Genomic DNA, 25,768 nt, shown 5'->3' on the forward strand with positions numbered 1-25,768 from the left:
ATTAATAGCTCCTAGTATTGTTTCACACTGATTACTTCACACCCAATGCTTTGAGCCTTTGCAGTTTTTCCTCATACAACCCACGCATCTTTTTTGATGGGCTGAGTTCAATCGCACGCTTTAAATGTTTCATTGCATTTTCATTGTCATGCAAATTAAAATAAACGAGCGCCAGACCTAGTTCGTATTCGTGGTGATCCGGGTCGCGGGCAATTTCTTTTTCATACAGGCGCCGTGCGCTTTCAAAATGACCTGCACTCATTTCTGATTGGGCTTGAAAGTAATAACTCATGAGCGGATGCGGATCCAGTTCTAAAAGACGCGCCGCTTTTTCTTTGGCTTCTTGCACTCTTCCCAGATCTTTAAGAACTAAAATTTGATTGGTTAATATAGTTGTGTTGTCAGGTTCGTTAATCGCAGCACGCTCTAATATTAATTCAGCGATTTCCGGATGATGTGCCGTGCGATAGATAACACCTAAGGTGACATAGGCGTTGAAAAATTCGCGGTCTTGTAACAACGCTTCACGTGCCCACCAATAGGCATCATCGTTTTTTCCCTGAATCAATGATTCGACCGCTCGATTGTTTAGATACATGGCCAACACGGTCTTTTCTTCAATTTCTCTCGTTACCAATACATTTGCTTGTTCCGGCGGCAGAAAATCAATCAGCATTGCTTGTGTCGCCACGGTCTTCATATTACTTTCCTTCGGAATTTCATCCATCAGTAAATTAACATGGCCGACGGCGACAAAAAAACTATCCGATCGACTCCAATCCGTCACCCCAATCACCGTTTGATAGCGTATCGGTAAGTGTAATTCCTTCGCCATGGCGGCGGTCATCAACACTAATGACAAACAATTACCAGATTTTGCATCAAAGGACTCTGCTGCCGTGCGGGTAAGAATAGAGTCATATTCCAAGTGTAGCTCGCCGCCATTGTAAAGAGCTTCAATCAACGCCCTGCGCCTATCTTCCATATTGAGATGGCCTTGTCTGTGACTGAGTTTGGCTTGGGCAAAATCACGCATCGGCTGGGAGATTGCAAGTGCATCTGCGGCATTGATTGGTATGGAGGCTGCTACAAACATTTCATCGTGAAACAAATCATTAACTGGCGGTGTTTTTGTTAATTGGCTTGCACAACCAGTAAGCAGCCAGGCAATGAATACAAGGTAAACAATCTTCATTTACATATCCCTAAAGGTGATGAGTAGTCAAAATGAGTCAGATTTGTTTCTAAAGAGGAAAAATTTGTGATGGGAAATTATTGCATGAGCAGCAATAAAAGTAACGATTTCAACCAGAAAATGTAATTTTTGTTTCATTAAATCAACACTAAATTATGGGAAGGTTTTAGTCAACTAGGTAGCACGGTAGCTTTAAAAGCTTGCTCGACAGGCGAACTGATTAAATCGTTGATGGTTTTTTAGGGGCGTGCTAGTGCAGCTATTCAACTATTTTTTTCTGATTCTTGTGAACAGGTACGTGCGTTTTACACCGAATGTGGGCTTGTTCAGGTCGTGGAGTTGCTGCGTGTTGTTTTCGCTTCAGATAATCACGATGCCGAGCCTATGCGCATCACGCCGCAACTCGATATACAAGATTACTTTGGAAAGCTGACCGACCAGTATGGCGTTCAGTGGATGCTCAATTGCGCAGTCTAGCTGCTGAGAGTGGGGCAAGAATGAGGGAGGGCTACTTAGTCGATTCTAACCAAGTACCTGAACTTACCTTGCAGCGATGAGGCATGTCTGCAAGATAAGTTCAGCATCATAATCTAACGATTAAAAGTCAAAGCTAATACCCTGAGCTAGCGGTAAAGAATGGCTGTAGTTGATGGTATTGGTAGAGCGGCGCATGTAGGCTTTCCATGCGTCAGAGCCGGATTCACGTCCGCCGCCGGTGTCTTTTTCGCCACCAAATGCACCACCGATTTCGGCACCGGAAGGGCCGATATTCACGTTGGCTATTCCACAATCACTGCCGCTGTCGCACATGAACTTTTCAGCTTCACGAACATCAGTAGTAAATATGGAAGAAGATAAACCTTGCGGTACTTCATTATTCCAGGCAATTGCTTGATCTAAATCGGTATAGCGTACGATGTATAAAATCGGTGCAAACGTTTCATGATGCATTGATGCCGTTTGAGTCGGCATTTCTACCAACGCCGGATGCACATAATAGCCATCGGTACAGCCTTCGACTTTGGCACGCTCTCCGCCAAAAACTTTGCCTTTTTCTGACTTGGCGGTATTCAACGCTTCTTGCATTGCGCTAAACGCGTTGGCATCAATCAGTGGGCCGATTAAGGTTGATTTTTCTAATGGGCTACCAATTGGCAAACCTGCATAGATTTTTTTCAGACGTGGCACAACGGTGTCATATACGCTGTCATGCACAAACAAACGGCGTAAGGTTGTGCAGCGTTGTCCAGCGGTTCCAACGGCAGAGAAAGTAATGCCGCGCAGTGCCATTTCAATATCTGCACTTGGTGCCACGGTCATTGCGTTGTTGCCGCCCAATTCCAAAATAGTACGAGACAAACGGGTGGCACAACGTTGTGCAACATCACGTCCCATTCGGGTGCTACCTGTAGCACTAACTACTGGAACACGGCGATCATCCACCATGGCAATGCCGGCATCGCTATTGCCGATAATTAATTCGGCTAAACCGGCAGGCGCATCGCTACCAAAACGTGCAACTGCTTTCATGAACAAACTATGTATGGCAATGGCAGTGAGTGGTGTTTTTTCAGACGGTTTCCACGTCACGCTGTTCCCGCAGACAAATGCCAGTGCGGCATTCCATGCCCAAACTGCGACCGGGAAATTAAACGCAGAAATAACGCCAACCACACCAACCGGATGCCATTGTTCCATCATGCGGTGACCTGGGCGCTCTGACGCAATGGTCAAGCCATATAGTTGACGTGACAATCCGACCGCGAAGTCGCAGATGTCGATCATTTCTTGTACTTCGCCTAAGCCTTCTTGCAAAATTTTGCCGGCTTCTAAGGTCACTAATTGGCCTAAGGCAGCTTTGTGCGTACGTAATTCGTCGCCAAATAAACGCACTAATTCACCGCGTCGTGGCGCAGGAATTTCACGCCATTGTAAGTAGGCGGCATGTGCCGAGCCAATTTTGGACGCAACGTGCGCGCTATTGTCGGCACGTAAGCTGGCTAAAATGAGGCCGTTAATTGGCGATACGCTGTGAATCTGGTTGCCAGAATAAGGCGCTAGATCAACGCCTAATTCCTTGAGCAAATCGTTGATGTTGTTCATCGTGTTCACCTGTTATGTTCAGCTGTTAATGAGAGGGTGCAAATGTAATCAATTTAGTTGCATTTATCAAGCAGCGTAATATTGTCCAAAGCGATTAGCAAGGAAGTCAGCCAAGGTGGCTTCTTCTTGGCGAACCATGCCGCTTTGTGGCAATTTGCCGTGAACCAGCATGTCAACCATGGCGCAAATACCTGACGCTGTGGTGAGCTGAATCGCTGACAATAATTGACCGTTCACGGTTTGGCTATAGATTTTTTTAGCATACGATTCTTGTTCTAAGCGACCTTCACGTATACCGGATACGCTGACAAAGACCAGTACCACGTCTTGTTTGGTGATTGGAATAGCTGTTTCCAACACTTCTTTTAAAATCGGGCGACGATCCAATTGGCCTAATTGCAGATCGCGTACCAGCATTTTGACGATGTCGCGGTGACCTGGGTAACGCACGGTTTTGTAATTCAGGTTTTGTACTTTACCTTTCAGGCTTTCGCACAGCGTGCCTAAGCCGCCGGAAGTGTTAAATGCTTCGTAATTAATACCGTCTAAAGAGAAATGTTCCAATTCTTCCAGTGGTGACGTTTCACGTAACTGGCCGTCAACAATTGCTTCGCATGGATTGCAATATTCGTTAATTAAACCGTCGGTGCTCCAGGTCAGGTTGTATTTTAAGGCGTTATTTGGGAAGGTCGGCAACGCGCCAACTCGCATGCTCACGTCACGCAAGGAGTCAAAGCGTTTTGCAACGTCATTGGCAACGATAGAGATAAATCCTGGTGCCAAGCCGCATTGTGGAACAAACGCGGTTTCGGCGTTTTCTGCCAATTGTTTAACCAAACGTGTGCTTTCAACGTCTTCCGTTAAATCAAAATAATGTGATTTGGCTTGTTTAGCTGCAGTCGCAATAATCGGCGTTAAAAAATACGGGCAGGCCGACATAGTGATTTGATGACCGCGAATAATTTCAGTTACCGCAAGTTTGTCGGACAAATCAATTTGCACACAGGTAGTATTAGGAAACGCTGCTTTAGTGACGTAATCAAGGCGAGCTGTATCACGATCAGCCACAGTGATTTGATATTCACCGGTATGTGACAACAGATTTAAAATTGCATCGCCGATTTTGCCTGCGCCTAATAAAATTAATTTGGTTTTCATGTAGGGTCTCCTGAAGGGGATTGATATTTTCTAAACGTTTAAACGCTTGTTATTTACTGCTGCTCAGAAGTTTAGAATGCTTTCGTGTCAGATAATAGAGAGCAAACTAGTGTCAATCTGATGTATTGCGCTACAATATGACGAACTATTCATTAAATATGCGCGTAAAAGGTAAGAGAAGGCTATGAAACCAAATTTAGATAAAATTGATAATCAAATACTTTCGTTATTGATGGATGATGCGCGTATGCCTGTTACCGTCATCGCCAAAAAAATTGCGATGGCGCGTACTACTGTCATCGCGAGAATTGCTGCGTTAGAGCAGCGCGGCATTATTGCTGGGTATGGTGTGAGGTTAAATCAGACTTTATTTCAATCAGGTGTGCGTGCTTATGTGGGCATGTCGGTAGAGCCGCGCAGTTCTGCCGCTTTAGTGAAATTGTTGCAACAATGGCCCGAAGTAGAAACCTTGTGTGCAGTCAGCGGCGCGATTGATTACATGATGACGTTACGCTGCACCAGCACGGAAAATTTGGATAAGTTACTAGATCAAATTGGTGATTTAGAGGGCGTGCGGCAGACTTCAACTTCGGTTATTTTGAGTAATCGGATAGATCGTAGTGCCTTGGGTTAACCTTGTAATCTGAGCATTAAGTCACATATAGCCGGCATCTCAGGGCTAGGATAACTTCATGTTCAGCTTCATTTTCAATTTCGCTGCAAGTAAATCCGCTAAAATTTCTCGCTCATTCTTTCCAGAAAAAGAACCCGCGGCATTTCCTGAATATACCTTCGAACAAATAGCTGCCTTCCATCAAATTACCTTGCACAATGCACGCCAGATGGATGACGCCACATGGCGTGATCTGCAGGTGGATGCCTATCTACGCAAAATCAGTGCATCAGTCAGTATTTTTGCGCGTCAAACGCTGTATAAATTACTACGCTCGCATCAGCAAGCAAGTGCTTCTTTATCCCTGCAAAAACGTATCCGTGAACTGCAATTGCGACCAGATGTGCTGGAGCAAATTGCGGCTGCATCTGCCGTACTGCGTAGGGTTCCTGGCGACGCAAGTAGCCTGCTTTTTTCTGAACAAGGTTCTGATACACCATATTGGGCGAAGGCGGTTTTTTTAATCCCGCTTGGTTTATTACTTGGTTTCTTTCTATTTACGCAAACCGTGTTTGGGCTAGCTGTAATGGCCTTGTTCTTTAGCTTGATTTTGGCTTTGCAGTCGCGGTTTAATCGTGAAATGGTACTTTGGCGTTCGCAATGGGGCGCTGTGTGTGCTTTGATGAATGCGCTGCAACGCTTGGCACAACCATGCCAGATACACATTGCTGGCTGTGAAAATAGTGCGGATGTAGAACGTTTGGCGCGGCTGATTCATAAACAAATCAGCGCTAAACCTTCTATATCAATAGAAACTGAAGCCTACGGCAACTGGTTTTTACTGACCAATATCAAACATCATTTTAAAGCGATGCAAAATTATCGTTTGCACCGTGAATTTATTCGCGCCAGCTTTGTTCAACTCGGTGAAATTGAAGCGGCCTATGCTTTGGTTCTGCATTTGCAAAGCGTACCGTACACGACATGGATGGAATGGCAGCAAGCAGAGACTTTTCATTTTGACGGAGTAGTTCATCCTTTGTTAGAAAACCCGCAGGCAATATCGGTCAATTTAACTGCGCCGGGGATGTTAATCACCGGGCAAAATGCGGGTGGTAAAAGTACTTTTATGCGCACTTTAGGACTAAATATGATTGTGGCCCGCGCTTTTGGCTTTTGCTACGCTAAACAGGCACGAGCTCCGTATTTACCGGTTTATGCCAACATGCAAAATCAAGATGATTTACAGGGAGGCGAAAGCTATTACATTGCCGAGTTGCGGCGTGCCAAAGAATTGCTCAATAGCGCGCAAAATTCTGGTCGAGGTTTGTATTTAATTGATGAGATTTTTCGCGGCACCAATCATATCGAATCAGTCGCCGCCGCCAGTTCGTTTTTACATGCTTTATCTAAATTGGCGCCGGTTGTCGCGGCTTCGCACAACATTGAATTGGCGGTGATTTTAAAAGAGCGTTTTCAAGCAATGCGGTTTCAGCATGGGACAGCGAATAAATATCAATTGGAGGAGGGAATACTTGAATTGAGTAATGGCCTGTGTTTGTTTGAGCGGGAAGATTTTGGGGAAGAAGTAAATCAAGGTGCCGTGAATGCGCTTGGATTTTTGCAGCAACATTGCCGCCATCCTGATTTATCTAAACTGGTTTTGCCGACGTTGACGTAATTAGCCCTCAAAATGACGAACCCGGCTGTTCTAAAAATTCAATTTCTTCGGGCGTTGAAACCCGTCCCAAAATGGCATTGCGGTGCGGATAGCGCCCAAAACGCAGGATGATGTCGCGATGCCGCTGCTCAAAATGTAAGCTGTTTTCTAAACCCGGCTGGGCAAATAATTGCAATGCCTGTTCATGAATTAAGACGGATTCCGAATGCATAAAGGGCATGTAGATAAATGCCCGCTGGATCGGATTTAACTCCTGGTCTGCGTGGACAGCAACAGCGTGTTGCGCCAGACATAAAGCCAGACTATCGCAAGTAAAAGCCGCCGGGGTGTTGCGTCCCAAGTTGCGTGAAAACTGATCTAGAATAATAATTTCAGCTAATCTGCCTTGAGCGTTAGCACGCCAATGCTCTAATTCTCCTGCGATGGCACTTTGATGAAGTTGCCCGAATTTTTGTTGCAATAATAAATCAAACGCCAAGTCTTTCTTGTACCACTGCTTAGTGTCAATTTCTTCAAACCAAAATCGAATAATGTTGTGATAGCTCATTCCATTCCTTAGATTTTGTAATTTTTTTTACGCTCTTCCGTATGCGCCCACCATGGCAATTCTGGCCCACCTTCCATATATTGAACCACGGCAATAAACATATCCAGCACACATGGATCATGCCGTTTGCCGGTCAGCTCACACAAGCGTACATACATGTTGTGTGGATCTTGGCCGCGTAATTGTTCGGCTCGTTCAATGCCTAGCAACCTTAAATCAGCGGCAGTAGCTTTGCCCACATTGGGTAAATCTTCTAGTTTTTTAATGTGACTGCGATTTGTGTTTGGCATATTTATGGGCATTTTTAATTTGAGAATAATCTAGCATTGCATTTTAAATAACGCCTTATTGGTAATGTATATATTGTCAAAATACTAGTTTTTAGTGACTCTAATTGCCATTGGATACGTTGAAAAATCACAAGTTGAGATAGTATATTTTTTGCTGATATCAAAACAATTTAGCCTGATTTTATTTAACTTATCGTGATTGTTTCATTTATGTAACATATTGTTGATTTCTTGGTTGTTTTAATGATATTTTTCACACTTTTATGTCCATAAACGTAATAATTCCTTTCGGCATTTAAATGTGCCTGTTACTTCCCTGTTTTCTTTTCGCACCTTCACGATACTTATTCATCCAATGAACAAACATCCGCTAGTTACTTTTTTGTGTGCCCTGATTCTGATTCCAAGCTGCCATCTTGCATTGAGTGCAGATAGCCTGCCGAGTGTTGAAAGTTTTTTTAAAGACCCTGAAATTCGTCAGGCGATTCTTTCGCCGAATGGTCATTCGATCGCTATTTTATCCAAACTTCCAGATGGTCGTCAGGTTATTGCTGTACGTGATACTTCTGACCTGCAAAAAGTGACTGTCCCCGTAACCGCCACGGACGATAAAATCACTTCGTTTAATTGGGTCAATGAAAATCGAATTAGCTTTACGCTGATGAGCACGCGCCTCGAATTTATCGGCAATTTGGATCTTTTTGCGGTGAATCTGGACGGATCGAATAGGACGCATTTGATTTCTGGAAATTGGAAACATAAACTGCAAAATACCGGAAGCAATATCATTGAAAAAACATTGACCGCAGATTACTCTTATTTTGGCAGTACGCATGATGGTTCGGACGATATCATCGTTAGTAAAATTACTTACAATCATTTTGAAGTGCTAAGCCATTATTTATTCCGCTTAGACACAAAAACGCGTAGTTTAACCGCCTTACACAAGGGAAAACAGCCAGGTAATGTTTATTACTGGGAACTCGATGCGAATGACGTGCCGCGCATAGCGTTGTCAAAACTTGAAGGACAATGCATTACCTCTTATTGGGCACCTGATTCAGAAAGCTTTACTGAAATTGCGCATGCTGACTGTTATAACGACAAACGATTTACTCCGTTATTTTTTGAGGCTAGTGAAAGTGTGTATGGACGTGCATCTTACAAAGGCCACGATGCCTTGTTTAAATATGATCTCAAAAAAATGCAAATGGCTAGTGAGCCGTTTTTGTCGATAGACGGATTTGATTTTATCGGTTGGCCGGAGACTGATCTTGTTGCGAAAAAAGTACTTGGCATTCATTATGACGGCGATGCCAAAGCCACAGTTTGGCTGGACCCCCATTTTAAAGAAATACAAAAAAAAGTGGATGACATCCTTACCCAAACTTCTAATACAGTTCGTTGCGGATCGGACTGCCTAAACTCACCAGCCGTATTGGTAATGGCAACGTCAGATCGTCAACCTAAGCAATATTTCTTGTATACGACAGCTACTGGAGCCATGATCAGGATTGGGAGCGCTTACCCAAATATCAATCCAGATCAAATGGGGACGCGTGATTTTTATCATTATCAGGCGCGTGACGGCAGGTCGATTCCAGTTTACGTCACGCTGCCACCAGGTAATGTCACTGCACCAATGCCAACCGTGGTGCTGGTGCATGGCGGTCCGAATGTGCGCGGATCATCATGGGAATGGGAACAGGATGCGCAGTTTCTTGCTTCACGTGGTTACGTCGTTATTCAACCTGAATTCCGTGGTAGTACTGGTTTTGGTTTCGATCACTTTAAGGCTGGTTGGAAGCAATGGGGACTAACCATGCAAGATGATCTAGCCGATGCTGCAAAGTGGGCCGCACAGAAGGGTTGGGCTGATTCTAAGCGGACCGCCATTATGGGCGCAAGTTACGGCGGATACGCGACTTTAATGGGCTTGATCAAGAATCCGGAAATTTTCCGTTGTGGTGTTGAATGGGCAGGCGTGACAGATATCAATATGATGTTTGACCGGGCAGAAAGCGACGCATCGCAGGAAAATCTCAATTACAGTATGAAGACCTTGATTGGCGATCAAAGTGTTGATGCTGAGATGTTTAAGGAAAATTCACCATTAAATCATGCCGATAAACTGACGCAACCCCTATTAATTGCACATGGCGTCCAAGATCACCGCGTACCGCTCGTTCAGGCAACTGAATTTCGTGATGCGGTTAAAAAGACCAATAAGAATGTGGAGTGGATCGTTTATACCGATGAAGGCCACGGTTGGATTCATGAGGAAAACAATATCGACTTTTGGAAACACGTGGAAGTTTTTCTCGATAAAAACCTGAAATCGGTAGAGTGAAATGAGGCTGGCAGTCAATTAGTACTTTTCTGTTAGGATTCTTTTTTAGTTTTGAAAGTACAACACATGCCGGCTTCTTCACATCAGCTTATTTTTCACGGATCATTAGTTTTATTGTTTGGTTTATTATTGGGCGCACCGTATGCCAAAGCGATTAAAAACAATGCTGCGGCAAACATTATTAATTCCTGGCGAGTCGCTCATCTGAGTTTGCCCATTGGGGCAACACTGATGTTTGCCATTGCCGCTGTGTTGTCAGCTCTAGCCGTGTCGGCCGCAATTGCTTGGGTAATAGCAGTGGCGTTAATTATTTCTGCGTATGGTTTTTGTATTTCCACACCATTAGCCGCAATCTGCGGTCAGCGTGGCTTATCTTCTGATGCTACTGGCTTAGGTAAGTTGGTGTATTTGGGGAATATAGTTGGTGCGTCGTGTTCTGTTATTGCTGCTGTAGCGCTGGTATACGCGGCATTTATTTCGCTATAAAATTTTTATCCCATAAAAAACCGCCCATTGCATAGTCATGGGCGGTTTTGTATTTTTGAATGTGCTTTTATGTGGATTTACGACTCAAATGTCTGAAACTGCAATGCAGCCAATTTAGCGTAAATACCACCTTCGGCAACCAAGCTGTTATGCGTGCCAGTTTCAACAATGTGGCCATGTTCCATCACCAAGATCCGGTCAGCGCGTTGCACAGTTGCCAAGCGGTGCGCGATGATTAATGTTGTGCGGCCTTGCATTGCGGTGACTAATGCGCCTTGTACCAAGCGTTCCGATTCGGCATCTAGCGCGCTGGTAGCTTCGTCCAGAAGTAGCAAAGCAGGATTTTTTAACAGGGCGCGGGCAATGGAAATACGTTGCCGCTGTCCGCCCGATAAACGTACGCCGCGTTCGCCTAAAAATGACTGGTAGCCATCCGGCAGTTTTTCAATAAACTCATGTGCCGCGGCCATTTTGGCAGCGTTAATGACTTCGGCATCGCTTGCGCCGCTACGTCCGTAACGAATATTTTCCATTGCGTTAGCAGAAAAAATGACGGTGTCTTGTGGAACAATACCAATCGTATCGCGCAGCGTGTGCAAGCTTAGGTCACGAATGTTAATGCCATCCAGATTAATTTGACCTTGTTGCGGATCATAAAAACGTAATAACAACTGAAATAGGGTGGTTTTACCTGCGCCGGATGAACCAACTACGGCCACAGTTTCTCCCGCCGCGACTTGAATCGATAGGTGTGAAAGTGCTGCAGTATTTGGGCGTGAAGGGTAATGAAAGCCGATGTCTTTCAATGTGAGTGTGGCACCATTACTGGAGCGCGGTGGCAGCGCAACTGGCTGTGCCGGTTCACTAATACTGCTTTTAGCGGCTAATAATTCTAATAAACGTTCGGTGGCTCCCGCCGCACGTTGCGCGTCGCCCATGACTTCCGAAAGTGCGCCAACAGCGCCGGCCACAATGGTGGCATATAAAATAAATTGGCTAAGTTCGCCGCCGGTCATGCGTTTATCCATTACCGCATGTGCGCCTAACCAGAGTACGAAAACAATGGCACCAAATACCAGCAAAATTGCGACGACTGTTAGTAGTGAACGGGCGCGAATGCGGCGCATGGCTGTGGCAAAGGCGTTTTCTACTGATAATTTAAAGCGTGCTGCTTCATGCGGTTCTTGGGTATAGGCTTGCACGATCGGCATGGCGTTGAGGATTTCACCGGCTAAAGCAGATGCGTCGGCAATGCGGTCTTGCGAGTCGCGCGACAAAGTACGAACCCGACGGCCAAATAAAACAATTGGCAGCACGACTAAAGCAAGTGCCACGATGATGATGGAGGATAATTTGGGGCTGGTAATAAACAACATCACCAAGCCGCCTAAAAATAATAAGGTATTACGTAATGCCATGGAAATGCTGGTCCCCACCATGGCTTGAATTAATGTCGTGTCGGTAGTTAGGCGTGACAATACTTCGCCTGATCGGGTCGTTTCAAAAAATTCTGGGCTTTGTTCAATCACGTGTTCATACACAGCAGTACGAATGTCGGCAGTGACGCGTTCACCTAATAAAGAAACCATGTAAAAGCGTGCTGCCGTAGCGATTGCGAGTACGCAGGCAACGCCAAATAAGGCTAAAAACGCGGCATCTACATGGCTGATGCTACCTTGTCCGCTAAAACCCATGTCGATCATTTGACGGAACGCATAAGGAATTGCCAAGGTAGCGGACGCTGCTACCAGCAAGGCTAAACCGGCTAAATAAAACTGTTTGAGATACGGACGTAGAAACGGCAATAAACCTTTTAAGGTGTTGATGCTGCTAGGAGCTTTCATGGGGATTTTCTATGAATGGTTAGTTGTGTTGTTCTTTTGCGTACGTTGTTATGTACGTCGCTACCTAAATTCTTGCGCAGATTTGCAGCGCAAATTGTAAGGCAGAATCAAAAGCAATGCTGATGGTTTGCTGCTCACTGCATAAGTTTATTTTAGGGAGGGTTCAGCTGTACAGCCGGTGAGCAATTATGCTAGCGATTAAAGCGGCAGATATTGGACTTGATTCCGGCCTTTTTGTTTTGCTGCATACAAAGCCAGGTCAGTATTTTTGAGGAAGGTGTCGGCGTCGACAATCATGCCTGGCGGGCAGCTTGAGACGCCAATACTGACGGAGAGGTGCTTCGCCGTGAGTGAGCTCAGGTGCGGTATTTTTAAATCAAAGACAGCTTGCCGTATGATTTCCGCGAATAATTGTGCGGCGGTAGAGGTGGAGTTGGGGAGTAAAACAATAAATTCTTCGCCGCCATAGCGTGCTGCCATATCTGAGCTGCGTTGCAGTTTGTTTTTGATGCAGTTAGCAACCGCGATAATGGCAGCGTCACCAGCCGGATGTCCGTAATGATCATTGTAATTTTTGAAATAATCAATATCCAGCATGATGAGTGACAAGGTTGTTTTTTGGCGTTGCGCCTGGCTTATTTCTAGTTTGTAGTGAGCATCAAAAAAACGACGGTTATAAATACCGGTTAATGGATCAGTCGTCGCGTCTTTCTTATGTGTTTCAGAGTGATCGCGCAGCATTTGCTCGCGTTTAATGGAGGTGCTCGAATCGTTGACCTGAATTAAGCACATTAACTTACCTTGGTCATGCAAGTTTTTGAGTGGGCTAAGAATAATCGATTGAGAGATACGCTCGCCGGAACCATTTAAGTTAAATAGCGGCAAAGGAAATTTGTGTAAGGCATTGGATAAAACCACCGGTAATTTTGTGCTTAATGCTCGGTTAATCGCTGCGATAAATGAACCGGCTAGCGGCTCGGGAAAGGCGTTGATGAGCGCTTTATTTATCACCGTATCGCTATGTATTCCGCTATGTTTGGTAATCCATTCATTCCAAAGTAATACACATCCTTGTTCATCGACCAGGATTAATCCTATATTGAGCGCTTCAAATAGTTGTGCCCAATCAAACTGAATGGCCGGCACGTTCTCTTTTGTCATATATTTTGCAAAAAATTATCTATTTTGCTGCGTAGCATACTTAAAGACGATGAGCTAAATAAAAAAATCAAGCGGCCATTGATTTGGCGGCGTTCAATTTCCAAGTCGATGTGTAAAATCATGACGTAGCCATGATCTTGCGTTTCGATAATGTCGCTGATGACTTCATCAGAACTATAGATGTTGTAAGTGGGCAGTGAGCTTTCTAATTGGATATCTAGCATATCCGCCATAGCCGATAAGCAGGCATTCAAAATAATATTGCCTAATTCGCACATCGCTTCTTGCTCAAATTCGGCTAATTCTTCAATGCTTATTTGTGAACCGAGCATGTCGCGCAAAATTTCTAATGCGTTCTCTTCTGTTAGTAATAGAGAGGCTTCCGCTTGAAAGGTGCCGCTAAATTGTTGCTTTACAACACCGAATTGAGTTTGCTCTAAGGATAATGCTTTAGCATTTAAATCCGCACTTTTACAAATTTCTACGGCGGGAACCGAAAGTTTAACTTCTTCATTAACAATCTCGCTCAGCGAAGCAGCTGCGCGACCGGCTCCGATATTAAAAACTTCGGAAAGTGCATCAAGTTGCAGATCGGTGAGTTTATCCACCTGGGTTATCCGTCAGCGTTTTTAAAGAACGTGATTGCCTGCTCTACGGATTTTTCAGTAACCGGTTTTGCCACAAAACGGGCGCCAAGTTTCGCTGCGTGGGTGCGCAGGCATTCTTGAATATTGGCTGAAAAAACCGCAATTCGCATGTGTGGATATTTGAGTAAAATTTGTTCTGTCGCGACGGTGCCAAGTGTGCCGGGCATGTTGATGTCCATTGTGCAGAAATCAAAGCGATGTTGCTCAACTAACTTCATTGCTTCATCGCCCGAGCTTGCTTCCGTGATTTGCCATGTTGGGTTTTTGTCCAGTACAAAAGCACGAATCATCATCCGTGAAACTCGACTGTCATCAACAATTAACAATGAAAATAAATCGCTAGTTTCGGTCGTCATAGAATACCTAAAATAGTTAAATACTAACGAAATGGAGAATGGAGCACATGGCGGCGCTTCCTCGGTAAAGTATTGTCTATTTTGTGGCAATTTTCTAGGAGTATTTAAATTTTATACTCGCTTTCATTCCTTCATTTTGCGCCAAAGAGTAGTACGACTTATGCCTAAATGAGCTGCCGCCGCAGCGCGATTTCCTTTAAAGCTGTGCAAAATGTTAGTTAAGTTTTGTCGGCTTAAGTCAGGTTCAGCATCGGCTTCAGGCTGTTGATGATTGGAATGATGGCTAAGTTGTGGTGGTAATTTTGTATTGAGTTCCGGCATGGCCAGCATTAATAACCGTGGTGTGAGCGCCTGTAGTGGTTCTGCCAACAAAAACAGGGCAAGCCGTTCACACACATTACGTAATTCCCTTACATTACCCGGCCAGTCATAACTTTCCAATAATGATCTGCAGGCAATCACCTCCGCACTCAGATTGGCATGCGGCTTTACACCCAGGTTCGCCAAGGCATTTTTCAAACACCATTCGGTCAGATTCAGCAAATCCTCCAAGCGTGCTGAGAGAGTAGGTAAACGCAGCTGCAATACCGCTAAACGGTAATATAAATCACGTCGAAATTGTCCTAATTCCATTTTTTCCAGTAAATCACAATGCGTGGCACTGATAATGCGGATATCTACCGGAATCGGCCGAGTTGCGCCTACCCGTACCACTTGGCGTTCTTCTAAAACACGCAGCAAGCGGGTTTGTAAGGTAAGCGGCATTTCGCCGATCTCGTCCAAAAAAAGTGTGCCGCGTTGCGCAGTTTCAATTAGCCCCGCATGGCCGCCGCGCCGTGCGCCAGTAAAGGCGCTGTCTTGGTAACCAAATAACTCAGCTTCTAATAAAGACTCGGCAATTGCTCCGCAATTTACCGCTACAAAAGGTGCTCGTGCGCGGCTGCTGGCTTGGTGCGTAGCTTGCGCGGCAAGCTCTTTACCACTACCGGTTGCGCCTTGAATTAACACGCTGGCATTTGAACGTGCAAAAAGCGTAATGTTTTGCCGTACCTGTTGCATGAGTTCAGATTCGCCGCGTAAGGCTTCTACCCCATGTCGGGCTCGTAATGTGTCGCGGTTAGCCAAGCTCGGGCCAGCTTCCAAGCGTGAAAATTTAGCGATTTCTAATGCATCGTTAAACGCTTGCCGGATTGAGTTGGATGAATATAAAAATATTCCGGCTAAACCCGCTTCTTCGGCCAAATCAGACACTAAACCTGCTCCGACGATGGCTTTAATTCCGTCGGCTTTAAGTTCATTAATCTGGGCGCGCGCATCTTCTTCGGTACTGTAAGTTCGCTGCGCGATGTCAAAGCCGAAAGTGGTTTTAAATTCAGCCAGTTCCGGCATGGTTTGTTGATAGGTAATAATGCCAATCGCCGCGCTAATTTTGCGCGCACGGGCTAATGCTTGCATCACATCAAAGCCGCTCGCTTTGGCGATAATAACGGGAACCGGTAGCCGGCTTTTTAGGTAAGCGGCATTGGACCCTGCGGCAATAATCGCGTCGCAACGCTCAGTTTGCATCCGTTCACGGAGCACTTTGACAGCATCTTCAAAGCCGAGATGAATGGGTTCGATGTGAGCATCATCAGCGTATTCCAGCATGATGTCGCGAAACAGATCGAATAGCCGTGAGATGGATACCGTCCAGATAACGGGTTTGTCGAATTGGTCAGAGCGAGGTGAAGTGGGGCGCATGAGGGTTTTTAAAAAAATGTTCCACGCAGTTTCGCCGCGTTTCAACTGTTTCAATGAAACGAATTATGCAATACATCCGTTGAAATAACCATGTTAGCCATCTATGGTTATCATTTTTCCAATAAAACGGCCCAGCAGTCAAATCTAAAAGAGATGAACAAGAGTTAACTTAACAGCGCTCCAGTGTCATTGAAAATTCACGCGGCGGATGGCTATCCAATCAACGGGTTTGAATGGCGGCATTCAGAGCCGATAGAAGCCCGGCCGATCGCGATCATTAATCCTGCCACATCGGTGCGGTGTCAATACTACTTCTGCTTTGCTGCATTTTTATTCCAAAACGGTTTTGATGTGATCACCTACGATTATCGTGGTATCGGCGGCTCACGTCCGCTATCGAGCGCTTGTTAGGCTATTTTCGGAATAGTCCTGCAACACATTTACGCATTTCACGGAATCGATTGCGCAACAAGCGATTGGTCATTTCGCTTTTTTTCACAGCCGTTTTGAGCAAAGTCTGTGGAACATTCCGTTAGAGTGGTTGCAAACAGGGAGTCTTGCTTCAGATGTGCGGGGAGTTGTAATTGGTGCCGATACTCGGGCAATATTTCCGACTACAGGTGAAAATCAACATTAGTATTTGTGATTTAGCATACCCGTAGCATACGTTTTAGTATTGCTCAATATAGCCGTTATTTTACATCGGGCATTATTTATATAATGTCGAAAAATCTGATTTTAAACGATCGCTAACAAGGGTAGTAGTTTGCTTCCTTAATCGTGAAATGTGATCGAATGGTATTTCTTGCATTGATTTATCCAAACCGAAAACTAGACACTGTCAGACCACCCATAAACGTATTTTCATGATAAACACAGCTAGCAACGTCTTCTTGCGCAGCACCCAGCGCCACCATTAAAGGCAGCAAATGCTCTTCACGCGGATGGGCGGCACGAGCTGATGGAGCCTGGCTCCATGCTAATAGCTTTTCGACCCGTCTAATCGAGTCCGATTGAATTAATGTGTCTTGCAACCAATCGTCAAATTCACGCGATGCAGCATATCCGGAGGGCCCAAACTGACGCAGATTATGGTAACTCAAGCCGCTGCCGATAATCAGTATTCCCTGTTGACGCAATGGTGCTAAGGCGCGGCCAAGCGCGATGTGGCTGGCTGGATCTAAATGTGCTTTTAACGACAGCTGCACAATTGGAATATCGGCGTTGGGATAAATAGGGAAGAGCGCCGAGTAAGTACCATGATCAAAACCACGCTGTAAATCTAACTTGGCTGCAAAGCCCGCTTGTTCAATCAATGCTTGTACTTGCTTAGCCAGTTCGGGAGAGCCTGGTGCAGGGTAGCTGATGTGGTAGGTGTGTTCAGGAAAGCCGGAATAGTCATATATCATGCCGGGCGTAGCGTTGGCTTGCACGGTAAATTCAGCTTCTTCCCAATGAGCGGATATAACTAAAATTGCTTTCGGCGTTACGCCAAGCTGACGTGGCATGTCTTGTAAGGTGGCTTCTAATTTAGCGTAAGTTTGTCCGTATTCAGTTTTCATGAATGGCCAAGGACCGCCGCCGTGCGAGATGAAGTAGGTAGGAAGAGTGGTCATTTTATGCTCGGTTTTGGTAATAATGGCTTGCTTGAGTGCAATATATAAGTATGATTGTAAATAAAAAAAGTGTACCGAGTTTTCTTTTATAAAAATCAGGCGGAATGTGTTTAAATTCAAAACATTAAAAAATAACGGTGCTATAGCACGTATTTTATTTTGGTTAGTGCTGTTTTTACCCACTATCCTGGCGTTATGGCGCTCACATGGAAATGGACGTACGTGGCAAACACTACTTTGGGCTGCGGCAGCTTGTTTATTCCCGGCAATTTTACCGCCAGTGCTATTCATTGCAGTTCAATGGCTCTGTCTGCTTCTGCTACCGGTTTTACTTTGGTGGATAGCTTATGCTGCACTCAATGGTATAGGTCCAGGATGGGAAGCCGCCGTTGCAGCTATTTCAACTTCGCCTCAAGAGGCTAGTGGCGCTGCACTATTGGCAATCAATACGCCGAATTTTTTGCTGTTTGCAGTGGCTTGCAGCCTGCTTTTGATTGCGAGTATCGTGCTCATGTTCCGAGCACGAAAGAGTCATGTATTAAATGATGCTTCACAAGAATGTCGTAAAGTACTTTTTGTGCTAGCTCTTGCACCGTTTTTTATTTCGTTTATGACTAATGCAACGGGCGTGCATTTGCCCGTGTTATTTATTGCCTCTGATCCCAGTTTTTCGACATTAGGAACGACAACTAGGTTGCTCTGGGAAGGCGTTGATCAGATTATGTATGGCGATATTATGACTGTTGCTCCAGAACGGCGTAAGGCAGTAGCTCCACGGATGGCTAAGGATGTAAGGTTAGCCATTTTTGTGATTGGCGAAAGTATGAGAGCTGGCGGTATAGGCCCAGCTCAAAAACAACGCGGCCCTTGGACCAAAGCGCTCAATGAGCGCGTTGAAAATCATTTAGGCGTATGGCTGCCAACCACCTGCGCCGGTGCCAATGGTACTGCTGGTTCGGTACCGATGTTGTTGACCGGTTTAGCACCACGTCAGTATGCAGAATCTGGCACAGCACCATCGGTGCTTGCGGTATTAAAAGCTGCTGGTTATAAAACGGCTTGGATTAGCAATCAAGATAAGTCCGTTTTTACCGAACATGGCCATGATTATTATTGGACAATCACTCATTCCGCATCAGTCAGTGATTCATACGATGAACAACTGGTTCCTATCGCAAAAACTTTTGCTGCCCCGATCCTTAATCATGGTACTCAATCACGTATTCCATATGCGATGGCTTTGCACATGCATGGCAGTCACTTTGACTATCAGGATCGTTATCCGGTCTCTCAATTTGCAGCAGAACCAACTGGGCTTTCTTATGAGGATTTAGTTGATCTGCGCTATGAGCGAACCGAGGAATATACGGCTAAAGTAATTAATGATTTAGCTGCTTTGCTAGATGCCAGCGAAGCACCTTCTTTTTTAATTTATAGCAGTGACCATGGGGAAAATTTACCTAGTGATCATAATGGTGTGACTACCCATTTAGGGCCAAGAGCAACGCTCAGGGATGGCACCACAACGTCATTTGTTTTGTGGAATTCAGCGATGCAGAAAACAGGCAAGCCGACAGAAATTTTAAGCCAGTTAATGAAAGAACCTATGATTGCTCACGCTGATGTAGCTAAAATTTTTCTGGCGTTAGCTGGGGTGGGAGATGAGGCGATTGTCACTAATTTGCCCCCGGAAATTCTGGCTCCAGTTGAATTGGGTGGTTCTTATAATAAACCCAATGCCTGTTCTTTACTTAAGCCATAGGTTAAGCTCGGCTCAATAACGTAACTAGTGCGCTACTATTTTTTTGATTTTCTTGCCGGGCAACTTGTTGGGTAATTTCGTGAATTTTAAAGTCGTATAGATTAGCTAAATGGCGAATATATTGTTCTGTATGTGCATAACGATTCGTTGCTTTTAGTATGAAGTCATGGCCTTGAATTTCTTCCGCCGCTTCCTCAACTGAAAAGCAAAATAAACCACCGGATCGTAAAGCTTGATGAACCCTGCTAAACACGCCAGATAAATCGCCGATATATACCAGTACATCCGCAGCACAAACCAAATCGAAATTATCGATTTTTTCACTTAAAAATTCAGTTATTTCAGTACAAATTAACTGGTCATAATGCTTAAGTTGACTGGCCTTATCTAGCATTTTTTGCGATAAATCAACGCCGGTTAGTGTTCGAGAATAAGGACGTAAATACGATCCACACAGCCCGGTGCCACATCCTAAATCTAAACTATCAAGCTGATCTCGCATGCGATATTTTTCAATTGCGGTGGCCACTATTTGCGGCATTTCGTATTTTAAAACATCGACTAAATGCACATCGAAATGCTCTGCATAGTGATCAAATAGTTCTTTTACATAGGTGGTCGGTGGCGCAGATGGCGGAGCACCGACGCCAAGGGCCGCTAATGCAAAAGTAATTTGCTGAGAGTCAGCCCCAAGCTCCAATGCGCATTGATACGCTTCAATCGCATCTTCGATACGCATCAGCTGCCGTAACGTATTAGCTCGGTAATGATGCGCTTTGGCGTAGTTTTTCTGGTAGTGAATGGCTAGCTCAAAATTGTCTAATGCTGCTTGAAATTGTTGCAGTTTGTTGAGTGTTATCCCGCGATTTAAATATGCTTCACTATAATCAGGTTGCAGTGTAATCGCCTGATCATAGCTGACGAGAGCTGATTCATAGTCGTACAAACTTTGAAATGCAACACCACGCGCAAAATAGGCTGCTGGATAATTAGTTTTTAGCTGTATCGCACGCTCAAAACAATTTAGCGCCTTAGTATATTGTTGCTGAAGCTGGTAAGTCGTGCCGCAGTTGTAGTATGCATCTGGATAATTGGGGTGGTAATGCAGAGCGTTTTCATAACTGTGAATGGCGGCCTCCAATTTGCCGCAATTTTTAAATGTATTGCCTAGGTTGTTGTGCGCAATGGAGTAGTCCGGCTTAAGAAGAATGGCCTGTTGATAGTTTTTAAGCGCTTGTTCTGTTTGCCCGCAATCTTGAAATGCCGTCCCCAAATTACAAAATGCACTAGCGTGGTTGGCATTAAGGGCAGTGGTTACCGTGTTAATGGCAGCTGATATTAATGAAATTGCTTCAAGGGGATTTCCGGTTTGCTTGGCAATGACACCTAAAAAATGCAACGCTTCAAACTGATGCGGATTAATCTGCAAAATTTGTTGATACCGATTTTTCGCACTCGCTAACTCACCCTGTTGGTGCAGTTTGACTGCGTGTTGCAACAGTTCTGGAATTGAATTTATTGTTTTTATGTTCATAATTTGGGAAGTGGCGCGATTATTTTTGAGTCACTGATGTAAATTTGATGTTAATCATCCTATTTAATTTGAACACCCCTAGAATCAAGTTAATCGCTTGCAAAATAAAAAACACACCTAATCTAGGGCAAGTATCGACAACATCGTTTAGGGGAATTTCATGCGTTTTGACAAACTGACCACAAAATTACAAGCCGCTTTAGCTAATGCACAAAGTTTAGCTGTGCGGCATGACAACGCTTATATCGAGCCCGTGCATATTTTGCTGGCTTTGCTGGACGATGATGATATGTCGGCCAGCTCCATATTGCAACGCGCTGGCGTCAACGTGGCGGCATTAACTACCTCTCTGAATGCGGCTTTAGGGCGTTTTGCCAAAATCTCAGGCCATGGCGGTGAAGTGCAATTGAGCCGTGAATCATCTGCCTTATTTAATTTGGCTGAAAAAGAATCCCAGCAGCGCGGTGACCAGTTTTTAGCGTCAGAAATCGTGTTGCTCACATTTTGTGACGATAAATCCGAAGCGGGTCAATTGGCACGCCAGCATGGTTTAAATAAAACCGCGATGAAAGCGGCGATAGAAGCCGTGCGCGGCGGTGCAGCAGTGGATGCGCCAGAAGCTGAAGGCCAGCGCGAGGCGTTGAAGAAATACACGGTTGATTTAACCGCATTGGCGCGTAAAGGCAAATTAGATCCGGTGATTGGGCGCGATGATGAAATTCGTCGCACTATTCAAATCTTGCAGCGCCGTAGTAAAAATAACCCAGTGCTAATCGGTGAGCCAGGCGTAGGAAAAACCGCGATTGTAGAGGGCTTGGCACAACGAATTGTGAACGGTGAAGTGCCCGACAGCTTAAAGTCAAAACGAGTTTTATCACTGGATATGGCTTCTTTGTTAGCTGGCGCCAAATACCGCGGTGAATTTGAAGAGCGCCTGAAATCGGTGCTGAAGGAAATTGCCTTGGACGAAGGGCAAACGATTGTGTTCATTGACGAATTGCACACGATGGTCGGCGCAGGGAAAGCCGAAGGTGCCATCGATGCTGGCAACATGCTGAAGCCGGCACTGGCGCGTGGCGAATTGCATTGCGTCGGCGCGACGACTTTAGACGAATACCGTAAGTATGTGGAAAAAGATGCGGCCTTAGAACGGCGTTTTCAAAAAGTGCTAGTTGATGAGCCGAGCGTAGAAGCGACGATTGCGATTTTACGGGGCTTGCAAGAAAAATACGAAGTGCATCATGGCGTAGATATTACGGATCCCGCAATTATTGCGGCGGCTGAATTATCACATCGCTATATTACTGACCGGTTTTTACCTGATAAAGCGATTGATTTAATAGATGAAGCGGCCGCCAAAATTAAAATTGAAATTGATTCGCGCCCAGAGGTGATGGATAAGCTTGATCGACGCACGATACAACTCAAAATTGAACGTGAGGCGATCAAAAAAGAGAAAGATGACGGATCAAAAAAACGCTTGCTCTTGTTAGACGAAGAAATTGTTAAGCTGGAACGTGAATATGCCGATTTAGAAGAAATCTGGAAAGCGGAAAAAGCATCGGTGCAAGGTAGCACGCTAATTAAAGAAGAGATTGAAAAAGCCCGTTTGCAAATGGAAGAAGCCCGCCGCAAAGGTGATTGGCAAGCCATGTCTGAGTTGCAGTACGGTCGTTTGCCTGAATTAGAGGCGCAGCAAAAGCAGATTGATAAAGGTGAAGCAAAGGCCGATGGCAAAACACCGAAACTGCGTTTATTACGCACTCAAGTCGGAGCTGAAGAGATTGCTGAAGTAGTTTCACGCGCCACTGGGATTCCTGTTTCAAGGATGATGACAGGTGAGCGTGAAAAACTACTGCAAATGGAACAGCGCTTACATCAACGTTTGGTTGGTCAAGATGAAGCTGTTGTGGCAGTTTCTGACGCGATTCGTCGCTCTCGCGCAGGTTTAAGCGACACCACCCGTCCATATGGCTCTTTCCTGTTTTTAGGCCCAACAGGCGTCGGCAAAACCGAGTTATGCAAAGCGTTGGCAGGCTTCTTGTTTGATAGTGAAGATGCCTTAATCCGCATCGACATGAGCGAATTCATGGAAAAACATTCCGTGGCACGTTTAATCGGCGCGCCTCCGGGCTATGTCGGCTACGAAGAGGGCGGTTACCTGACGGAAGCGGTTCGACGCAAGCCGTATTCAGTGATTTTGCTTGATGAAGTAGAGAAGGCGCATCACGATGTATTCAACGTGTTGTTGCAAGTGCTTGATGATGGCCGGATGACAGACGGGCAGGGACGTACCGTTGACTTTAAAAACACCGTCATTGTGATGACGTCGAATCTGGGTTCACATCGCATTCAAGCGATGGAAGAAAGCGAACCATCGTTAGTGAAAATGGCGGTAATGGCTGAAGTGCGAGAACATTTCCGACCTGAATTCATTAATCGGATTGATGAAATTGTGGTGTTCCACGCATTGGATGCTAAAAATATCGGTTCTATTGCCAAAATCCAGCTGGGTATTTTGCAAGGGCGCTTGGCAAAGCTGGAAATCGGCTTTGAAATTAATAATGAAGCGTTATTGAAAATTGCCGAAGCGGGTTTTGATCCGGTTTATGGTGCAAGGCCATTAAAACGCGCCATTCAACAAATGATCGAAAACCCTTTGTCCAAATTGATTTTGGAAGGTCGCTACGCACCAAAACAAACGGTGCATGTGCTGGTGAAAGAGGGCCAGATAGCGTTTGAGTAAACGCTGATGTAAATTAAAAACGCTGCAGTAAGTTACTGCAGCGTTTTTTTATCGGCGATGAATTTTCATCATTTGTTGCTGCTCACGTTGCCAATCGCGATCTTTTTCTGTATCGCGCTTGTCATACTGTTTCTTTCCCTTTGCAAGCCCGATTTGCAGCTTAATTCTGCCACCTTTAAAGTGCATATTGACGGGCACCAAGGTGTATCCAGCGCGTTCAACTTTGATCACCAGCTTATTTATTTCTGATTTGTTCAGTAATAGCTTGCGGGTGCGTAGAGCTTCGGGGCTAATGTGGGTTGATGCGGTCGGGAGCGCGCCTATATGTGCACCGAACAGAAAAATCTCGTCATTCTTGACGATCACATAGGCTTCTTTAAGCTGAACGCGACCAGCGCGGATTGCTTTGACTTCCCAGCCTTGCAAAACGACACCAGCTTCAAATTGTTCTTCGATAAAATAATCGTGAAAGGCTTTTTTATTATCAGCAATACTCATAGCGGGTAAGTCAGGTAAAATTTCGGATCAGAGGAAAAGCCTCATCCACATACATATGGTTTATAAAAAATGGCAGTAGTGCAAAAATCAGTTCTCGTCGGATATAGCGCCGAACAAATGTTCGCTTTAGTTGATGGTGTGGAAGAATATCCACACTTTTTGCCTTGGTGCGGTGGCGTCCAAGTACTACAACGGTGTGAAACGGGCTTAGTCGCCACCTTGAATATTAATTTTCACGGAGTGCATCAGAGTTTTACCACAGAAAACACTAATTCTGCGCCTACCTTAATGAAAATGAAGCTAATTTCCGGGCCATTTAAGCATTTGGATGGTACTTGGCACTTTAAAGCGCTACGCGAAAATGCCTGCAAAATTGAATTTGACTTGCATTACGAATTTTCCAGCAAGATTTTAGAGCATTTGATCGGCCCCGTGTTCAGTAAAATAGCGAATAGCTTTGTCGATGCGTTTTGTAGCAGGGCTGAAAGTGTTTATGGGAAGTGATATCTCCGTGCAGGTGTGCTTTATAACACCGCAATTACAATTTCTTCGCACGCTGAGCGTAGTGCCAGGAACAACCATTCAACAAGTCGTTGCGTTGAGTGGCATATTGGATGAAATTCCTGGGATAGATATTAATCAGTTGAAAGTGGGAATTTATTCTAAGATTAAAAATCTGGATACGGTATTGAAGGAGCATGACCGGGTAGAAATTTATCGCCCTTTACAAGTCGACCCAATGGTGGCGCGACATCGAAGGGCGAATAAAAAATAGTAGTTCACCCCTATCTTTAGTTGCCGCAATCACTCAAGTTTTGGCTAAGTTGAGTTTGCTCTTGCGCCCGTTTTTCGTCAGTCATGTAGCTTTTTTGACCAGTAGCATCCATTTGGCTTATCCGTTGACCCGAATCCAGGCTTTGCTTGTACTCGCGCATGCGTTTGCAATTGTCACTTTTTGCAGCGGAGGCCTTGGCTTCATCGGCGTCCTTTTTTTCTTTTGCGGCTAATTCATCACGCCGTTTTTTGAACGCAAGTTCTTTGTCTGCCAAACTATCGGCTGGCTTTGTAGTGCCAGCTTTGCTGTTGTCTGCATCAGTCGATGAGTCTTGATTGTCGATTATTTTCCCCGAAAACTTTAAAATCTTGTTTTTAGGAACAGAGGCTGGTGGTGGTTGATCGGAAAATTGTTTGTTCCCTTTTTCATCTAACCATACATACTGAGCTAATGCCGATGTGCTGATTGTGGCGAGGGTGGCCAGAACGATCAGCGTGTGACGAATTGATAATTTCATAATATTCACTTGTAAACAGAATGATTAAACAGCGATAAAGCATCAATTTCGACATGCTTTGTCGTTTCTGTCAATTAAGTTTCGCTTTAGCCTTCATATTTGAATTTTTTTTTAAAATAATTAAAAAATCTTTTAAGCAATAAGACGGT

The 25,768-nt window shown here is 44.8% G+C and carries 23 protein-coding genes; 9 read left to right on the forward strand and 14 right to left on the reverse strand.

Annotated features, from left to right (window positions below; translation table 11 throughout):
* Window positions 1-31: 31 nt before the first annotated feature.
* From S2091_RS10530 to S2091_RS10545, 3 genes are all read right to left on the reverse strand, one after another.
* Window positions 32-1,111, reverse strand: coding sequence for a tetratricopeptide repeat protein (locus tag S2091_RS10530; RefSeq protein WP_165794969.1), 1,080 nt, complete (start codon window positions 1,109-1,111; stop codon window positions 32-34).
* Window positions 1,112-1,792: 681 nt separating this feature from the next.
* Window positions 1,793-3,298: an L-piperidine-6-carboxylate dehydrogenase gene (amaB, locus tag S2091_RS10540; protein WP_105531783.1), complete on the reverse strand. Its 1,506-nt coding sequence runs from the start codon at window positions 3,296-3,298 to the stop codon at window positions 1,793-1,795.
* 66 nt (window positions 3,299-3,364) lie between these two features.
* Window positions 3,365-4,456: a saccharopine dehydrogenase family protein gene (locus S2091_RS10545; protein ID WP_105531784.1), complete on the reverse strand. Its 1,092-nt coding sequence runs from the start codon at window positions 4,454-4,456 to the stop codon at window positions 3,365-3,367.
* A gap of 184 nt (window positions 4,457-4,640) precedes the next feature.
* Here S2091_RS10545 and S2091_RS10550 point away from each other — a divergent pair, with 184 nt between their 5' ends.
* On the forward strand, window positions 4,641-5,090 hold the full coding sequence (locus S2091_RS10550) for an Lrp/AsnC family transcriptional regulator (protein WP_105531785.1): 450 nt from the start codon (window positions 4,641-4,643) through the stop codon (window positions 5,088-5,090).
* A 58-nt stretch (window positions 5,091-5,148) separates the two neighbouring features.
* Window positions 5,149-6,750, forward strand: a complete 1,602-nt coding sequence (locus tag S2091_RS10555; protein ID WP_105531786.1) for a MutS-related protein — start codon at window positions 5,149-5,151, stop codon at window positions 6,748-6,750.
* 7 nt (window positions 6,751-6,757) lie between these two features.
* On the opposite strand, the gene S2091_RS10560 is transcribed toward S2091_RS10555, so the two are convergent.
* Entirely contained in the window at window positions 6,758-7,297 is a 540-nt protein-coding gene (locus S2091_RS10560) for a DUF924 family protein (RefSeq protein WP_105531787.1), read from the reverse strand.
* Between the two features lie 8 nt (window positions 7,298-7,305).
* A complete protein-coding gene (locus S2091_RS10565; RefSeq protein ID WP_105531921.1) occupies window positions 7,306-7,587 on the reverse strand; it encodes a helix-hairpin-helix domain-containing protein in 282 nt (93 codons plus the stop codon).
* A gap of 355 nt (window positions 7,588-7,942) precedes the next feature.
* Between S2091_RS10565 and S2091_RS10570 the strand changes: the two genes are divergently transcribed.
* Together S2091_RS10570 and S2091_RS10575 are read left to right on the forward strand one after the other, a co-directional pair.
* Complete coding sequence (locus tag S2091_RS10570) at window positions 7,943-9,937, forward strand: alpha/beta hydrolase family protein (protein ID WP_105531922.1); 1,995 nt, start codon at window positions 7,943-7,945, stop codon at window positions 9,935-9,937.
* Between the two features lie 66 nt (window positions 9,938-10,003).
* Window positions 10,004-10,423, forward strand: a complete 420-nt coding sequence (locus S2091_RS10575; protein WP_105531788.1) for a styrene oxide isomerase — start codon at window positions 10,004-10,006, stop codon at window positions 10,421-10,423.
* 77 nt (window positions 10,424-10,500) lie between these two features.
* Here the strand turns inward: S2091_RS10575 and S2091_RS10580 are convergent, their stop codons facing one another.
* The 5 genes from S2091_RS10580 to prpR form a co-directional block, all read right to left on the reverse strand.
* Window positions 10,501-12,267, reverse strand: coding sequence for an ABC transporter transmembrane domain-containing protein (locus S2091_RS10580; protein WP_105531789.1), 1,767 nt, complete (start codon window positions 12,265-12,267; stop codon window positions 10,501-10,503).
* Between the two features lie 198 nt (window positions 12,268-12,465).
* A complete protein-coding gene (locus S2091_RS10585; protein WP_105531790.1) occupies window positions 12,466-13,428 on the reverse strand; it encodes a sensor domain-containing diguanylate cyclase in 963 nt (320 codons plus the stop codon).
* Window positions 13,425-14,036: a chemotaxis protein CheC gene (locus tag S2091_RS10590; RefSeq protein WP_105531791.1), complete on the reverse strand. Its 612-nt coding sequence runs from the start codon at window positions 14,034-14,036 to the stop codon at window positions 13,425-13,427. Before S2091_RS10590 ends, S2091_RS10585 begins: the two co-directional genes overlap by 4 nt.
* 5 nt (window positions 14,037-14,041) lie before the next feature.
* On the reverse strand, window positions 14,042-14,431 hold the full coding sequence (locus S2091_RS10595) for a response regulator transcription factor (RefSeq protein ID WP_105531792.1): 390 nt from the start codon (window positions 14,429-14,431) through the stop codon (window positions 14,042-14,044).
* A 123-nt stretch (window positions 14,432-14,554) separates the two neighbouring features.
* A complete protein-coding gene (gene prpR / locus S2091_RS10600; protein WP_105531923.1) occupies window positions 14,555-16,171 on the reverse strand; it encodes a propionate catabolism operon regulatory protein PrpR in 1,617 nt (538 codons plus the stop codon).
* A gap of 183 nt (window positions 16,172-16,354) precedes the next feature.
* On the opposite strand from prpR, the gene S2091_RS24280 reads away from it, so the two are divergent.
* A complete protein-coding gene (locus tag S2091_RS24280) occupies window positions 16,355-16,582 on the forward strand; it encodes a hypothetical protein (protein ID WP_207769680.1) in 228 nt (75 codons plus the stop codon).
* Window positions 16,583-16,986: 404 nt separating this feature from the next.
* Here the strand turns inward: S2091_RS24280 and S2091_RS10610 are convergent, their stop codons facing one another.
* On the reverse strand, window positions 16,987-17,787 hold the full coding sequence (locus S2091_RS10610) for a DODA-type extradiol aromatic ring-opening family dioxygenase (protein ID WP_105531924.1): 801 nt from the start codon (window positions 17,785-17,787) through the stop codon (window positions 16,987-16,989).
* Window positions 17,788-17,893: 106 nt separating this feature from the next.
* Between S2091_RS10610 and S2091_RS10615 the strand changes: the two genes are divergently transcribed.
* The gene (locus tag S2091_RS10615; RefSeq protein ID WP_105531793.1) at window positions 17,894-19,549 is read left to right on the forward strand and encodes a sulfatase-like hydrolase/transferase; all 1,656 of its coding nucleotides are present in this window, start codon (window positions 17,894-17,896) and stop codon (window positions 19,547-19,549) included.
* Window position 19,550: 1 nt separating this feature from the next.
* Here S2091_RS10615 and S2091_RS10620 read toward each other — a convergent pair whose 3' ends face one another.
* On the reverse strand, window positions 19,551-21,083 hold the full coding sequence (locus S2091_RS10620; RefSeq protein WP_105531794.1) for a tetratricopeptide repeat protein: 1,533 nt from the start codon (window positions 21,081-21,083) through the stop codon (window positions 19,551-19,553).
* Window positions 21,084-21,243: 160 nt separating this feature from the next.
* Here S2091_RS10620 and clpB point away from each other — a divergent pair, with 160 nt between their 5' ends.
* Window positions 21,244-23,829 carry an ATP-dependent chaperone ClpB gene (gene clpB, locus S2091_RS10625; RefSeq protein WP_105531795.1) on the forward strand — a complete coding sequence of 862 codons (2,586 nt, stop codon included), beginning with the start codon at window positions 21,244-21,246 and terminating at the stop codon, window positions 23,827-23,829.
* A 48-nt stretch (window positions 23,830-23,877) separates the two neighbouring features.
* Here the strand turns inward: clpB and smpB are convergent, their stop codons facing one another.
* Window positions 23,878-24,327 (reverse strand): SsrA-binding protein SmpB, encoded by a 450-nt coding sequence (gene smpB, locus S2091_RS10630; RefSeq protein ID WP_105531796.1) that lies wholly within the window; start codon window positions 24,325-24,327, stop codon window positions 23,878-23,880.
* Window positions 24,328-24,396: 69 nt separating this feature from the next.
* Between smpB and S2091_RS10635 the strand changes: the two genes are divergently transcribed.
* Window positions 24,397-24,831: a type II toxin-antitoxin system RatA family toxin gene (locus S2091_RS10635; RefSeq protein ID WP_105531797.1), complete on the forward strand. Its 435-nt coding sequence runs from the start codon at window positions 24,397-24,399 to the stop codon at window positions 24,829-24,831.
* Window positions 24,821-25,102 carry an RnfH family protein gene (locus S2091_RS10640; protein ID WP_105531798.1) on the forward strand — a complete coding sequence of 94 codons (282 nt, stop codon included), beginning with the start codon at window positions 24,821-24,823 and terminating at the stop codon, window positions 25,100-25,102. The genes S2091_RS10635 and S2091_RS10640 overlap by 11 nt, the downstream gene beginning before the upstream one ends.
* A 16-nt stretch (window positions 25,103-25,118) precedes the next feature.
* Here S2091_RS10640 and S2091_RS10645 read toward each other — a convergent pair whose 3' ends face one another.
* The gene (locus tag S2091_RS10645) at window positions 25,119-25,619 is read right to left on the reverse strand and encodes a DUF4124 domain-containing protein (RefSeq protein WP_105531799.1); all 501 of its coding nucleotides are present in this window, start codon (window positions 25,617-25,619) and stop codon (window positions 25,119-25,121) included.
* Window positions 25,620-25,768: the final 149 nt, after the last annotated feature.

Origin of the sequence: Solimicrobium silvestre, from assembly GCF_002976435.1 — a bacterium.
In the GTDB taxonomy this organism is placed as follows: Bacteria; Pseudomonadota; Gammaproteobacteria; order Burkholderiales; family Burkholderiaceae_D; genus Solimicrobium; species Solimicrobium silvestre.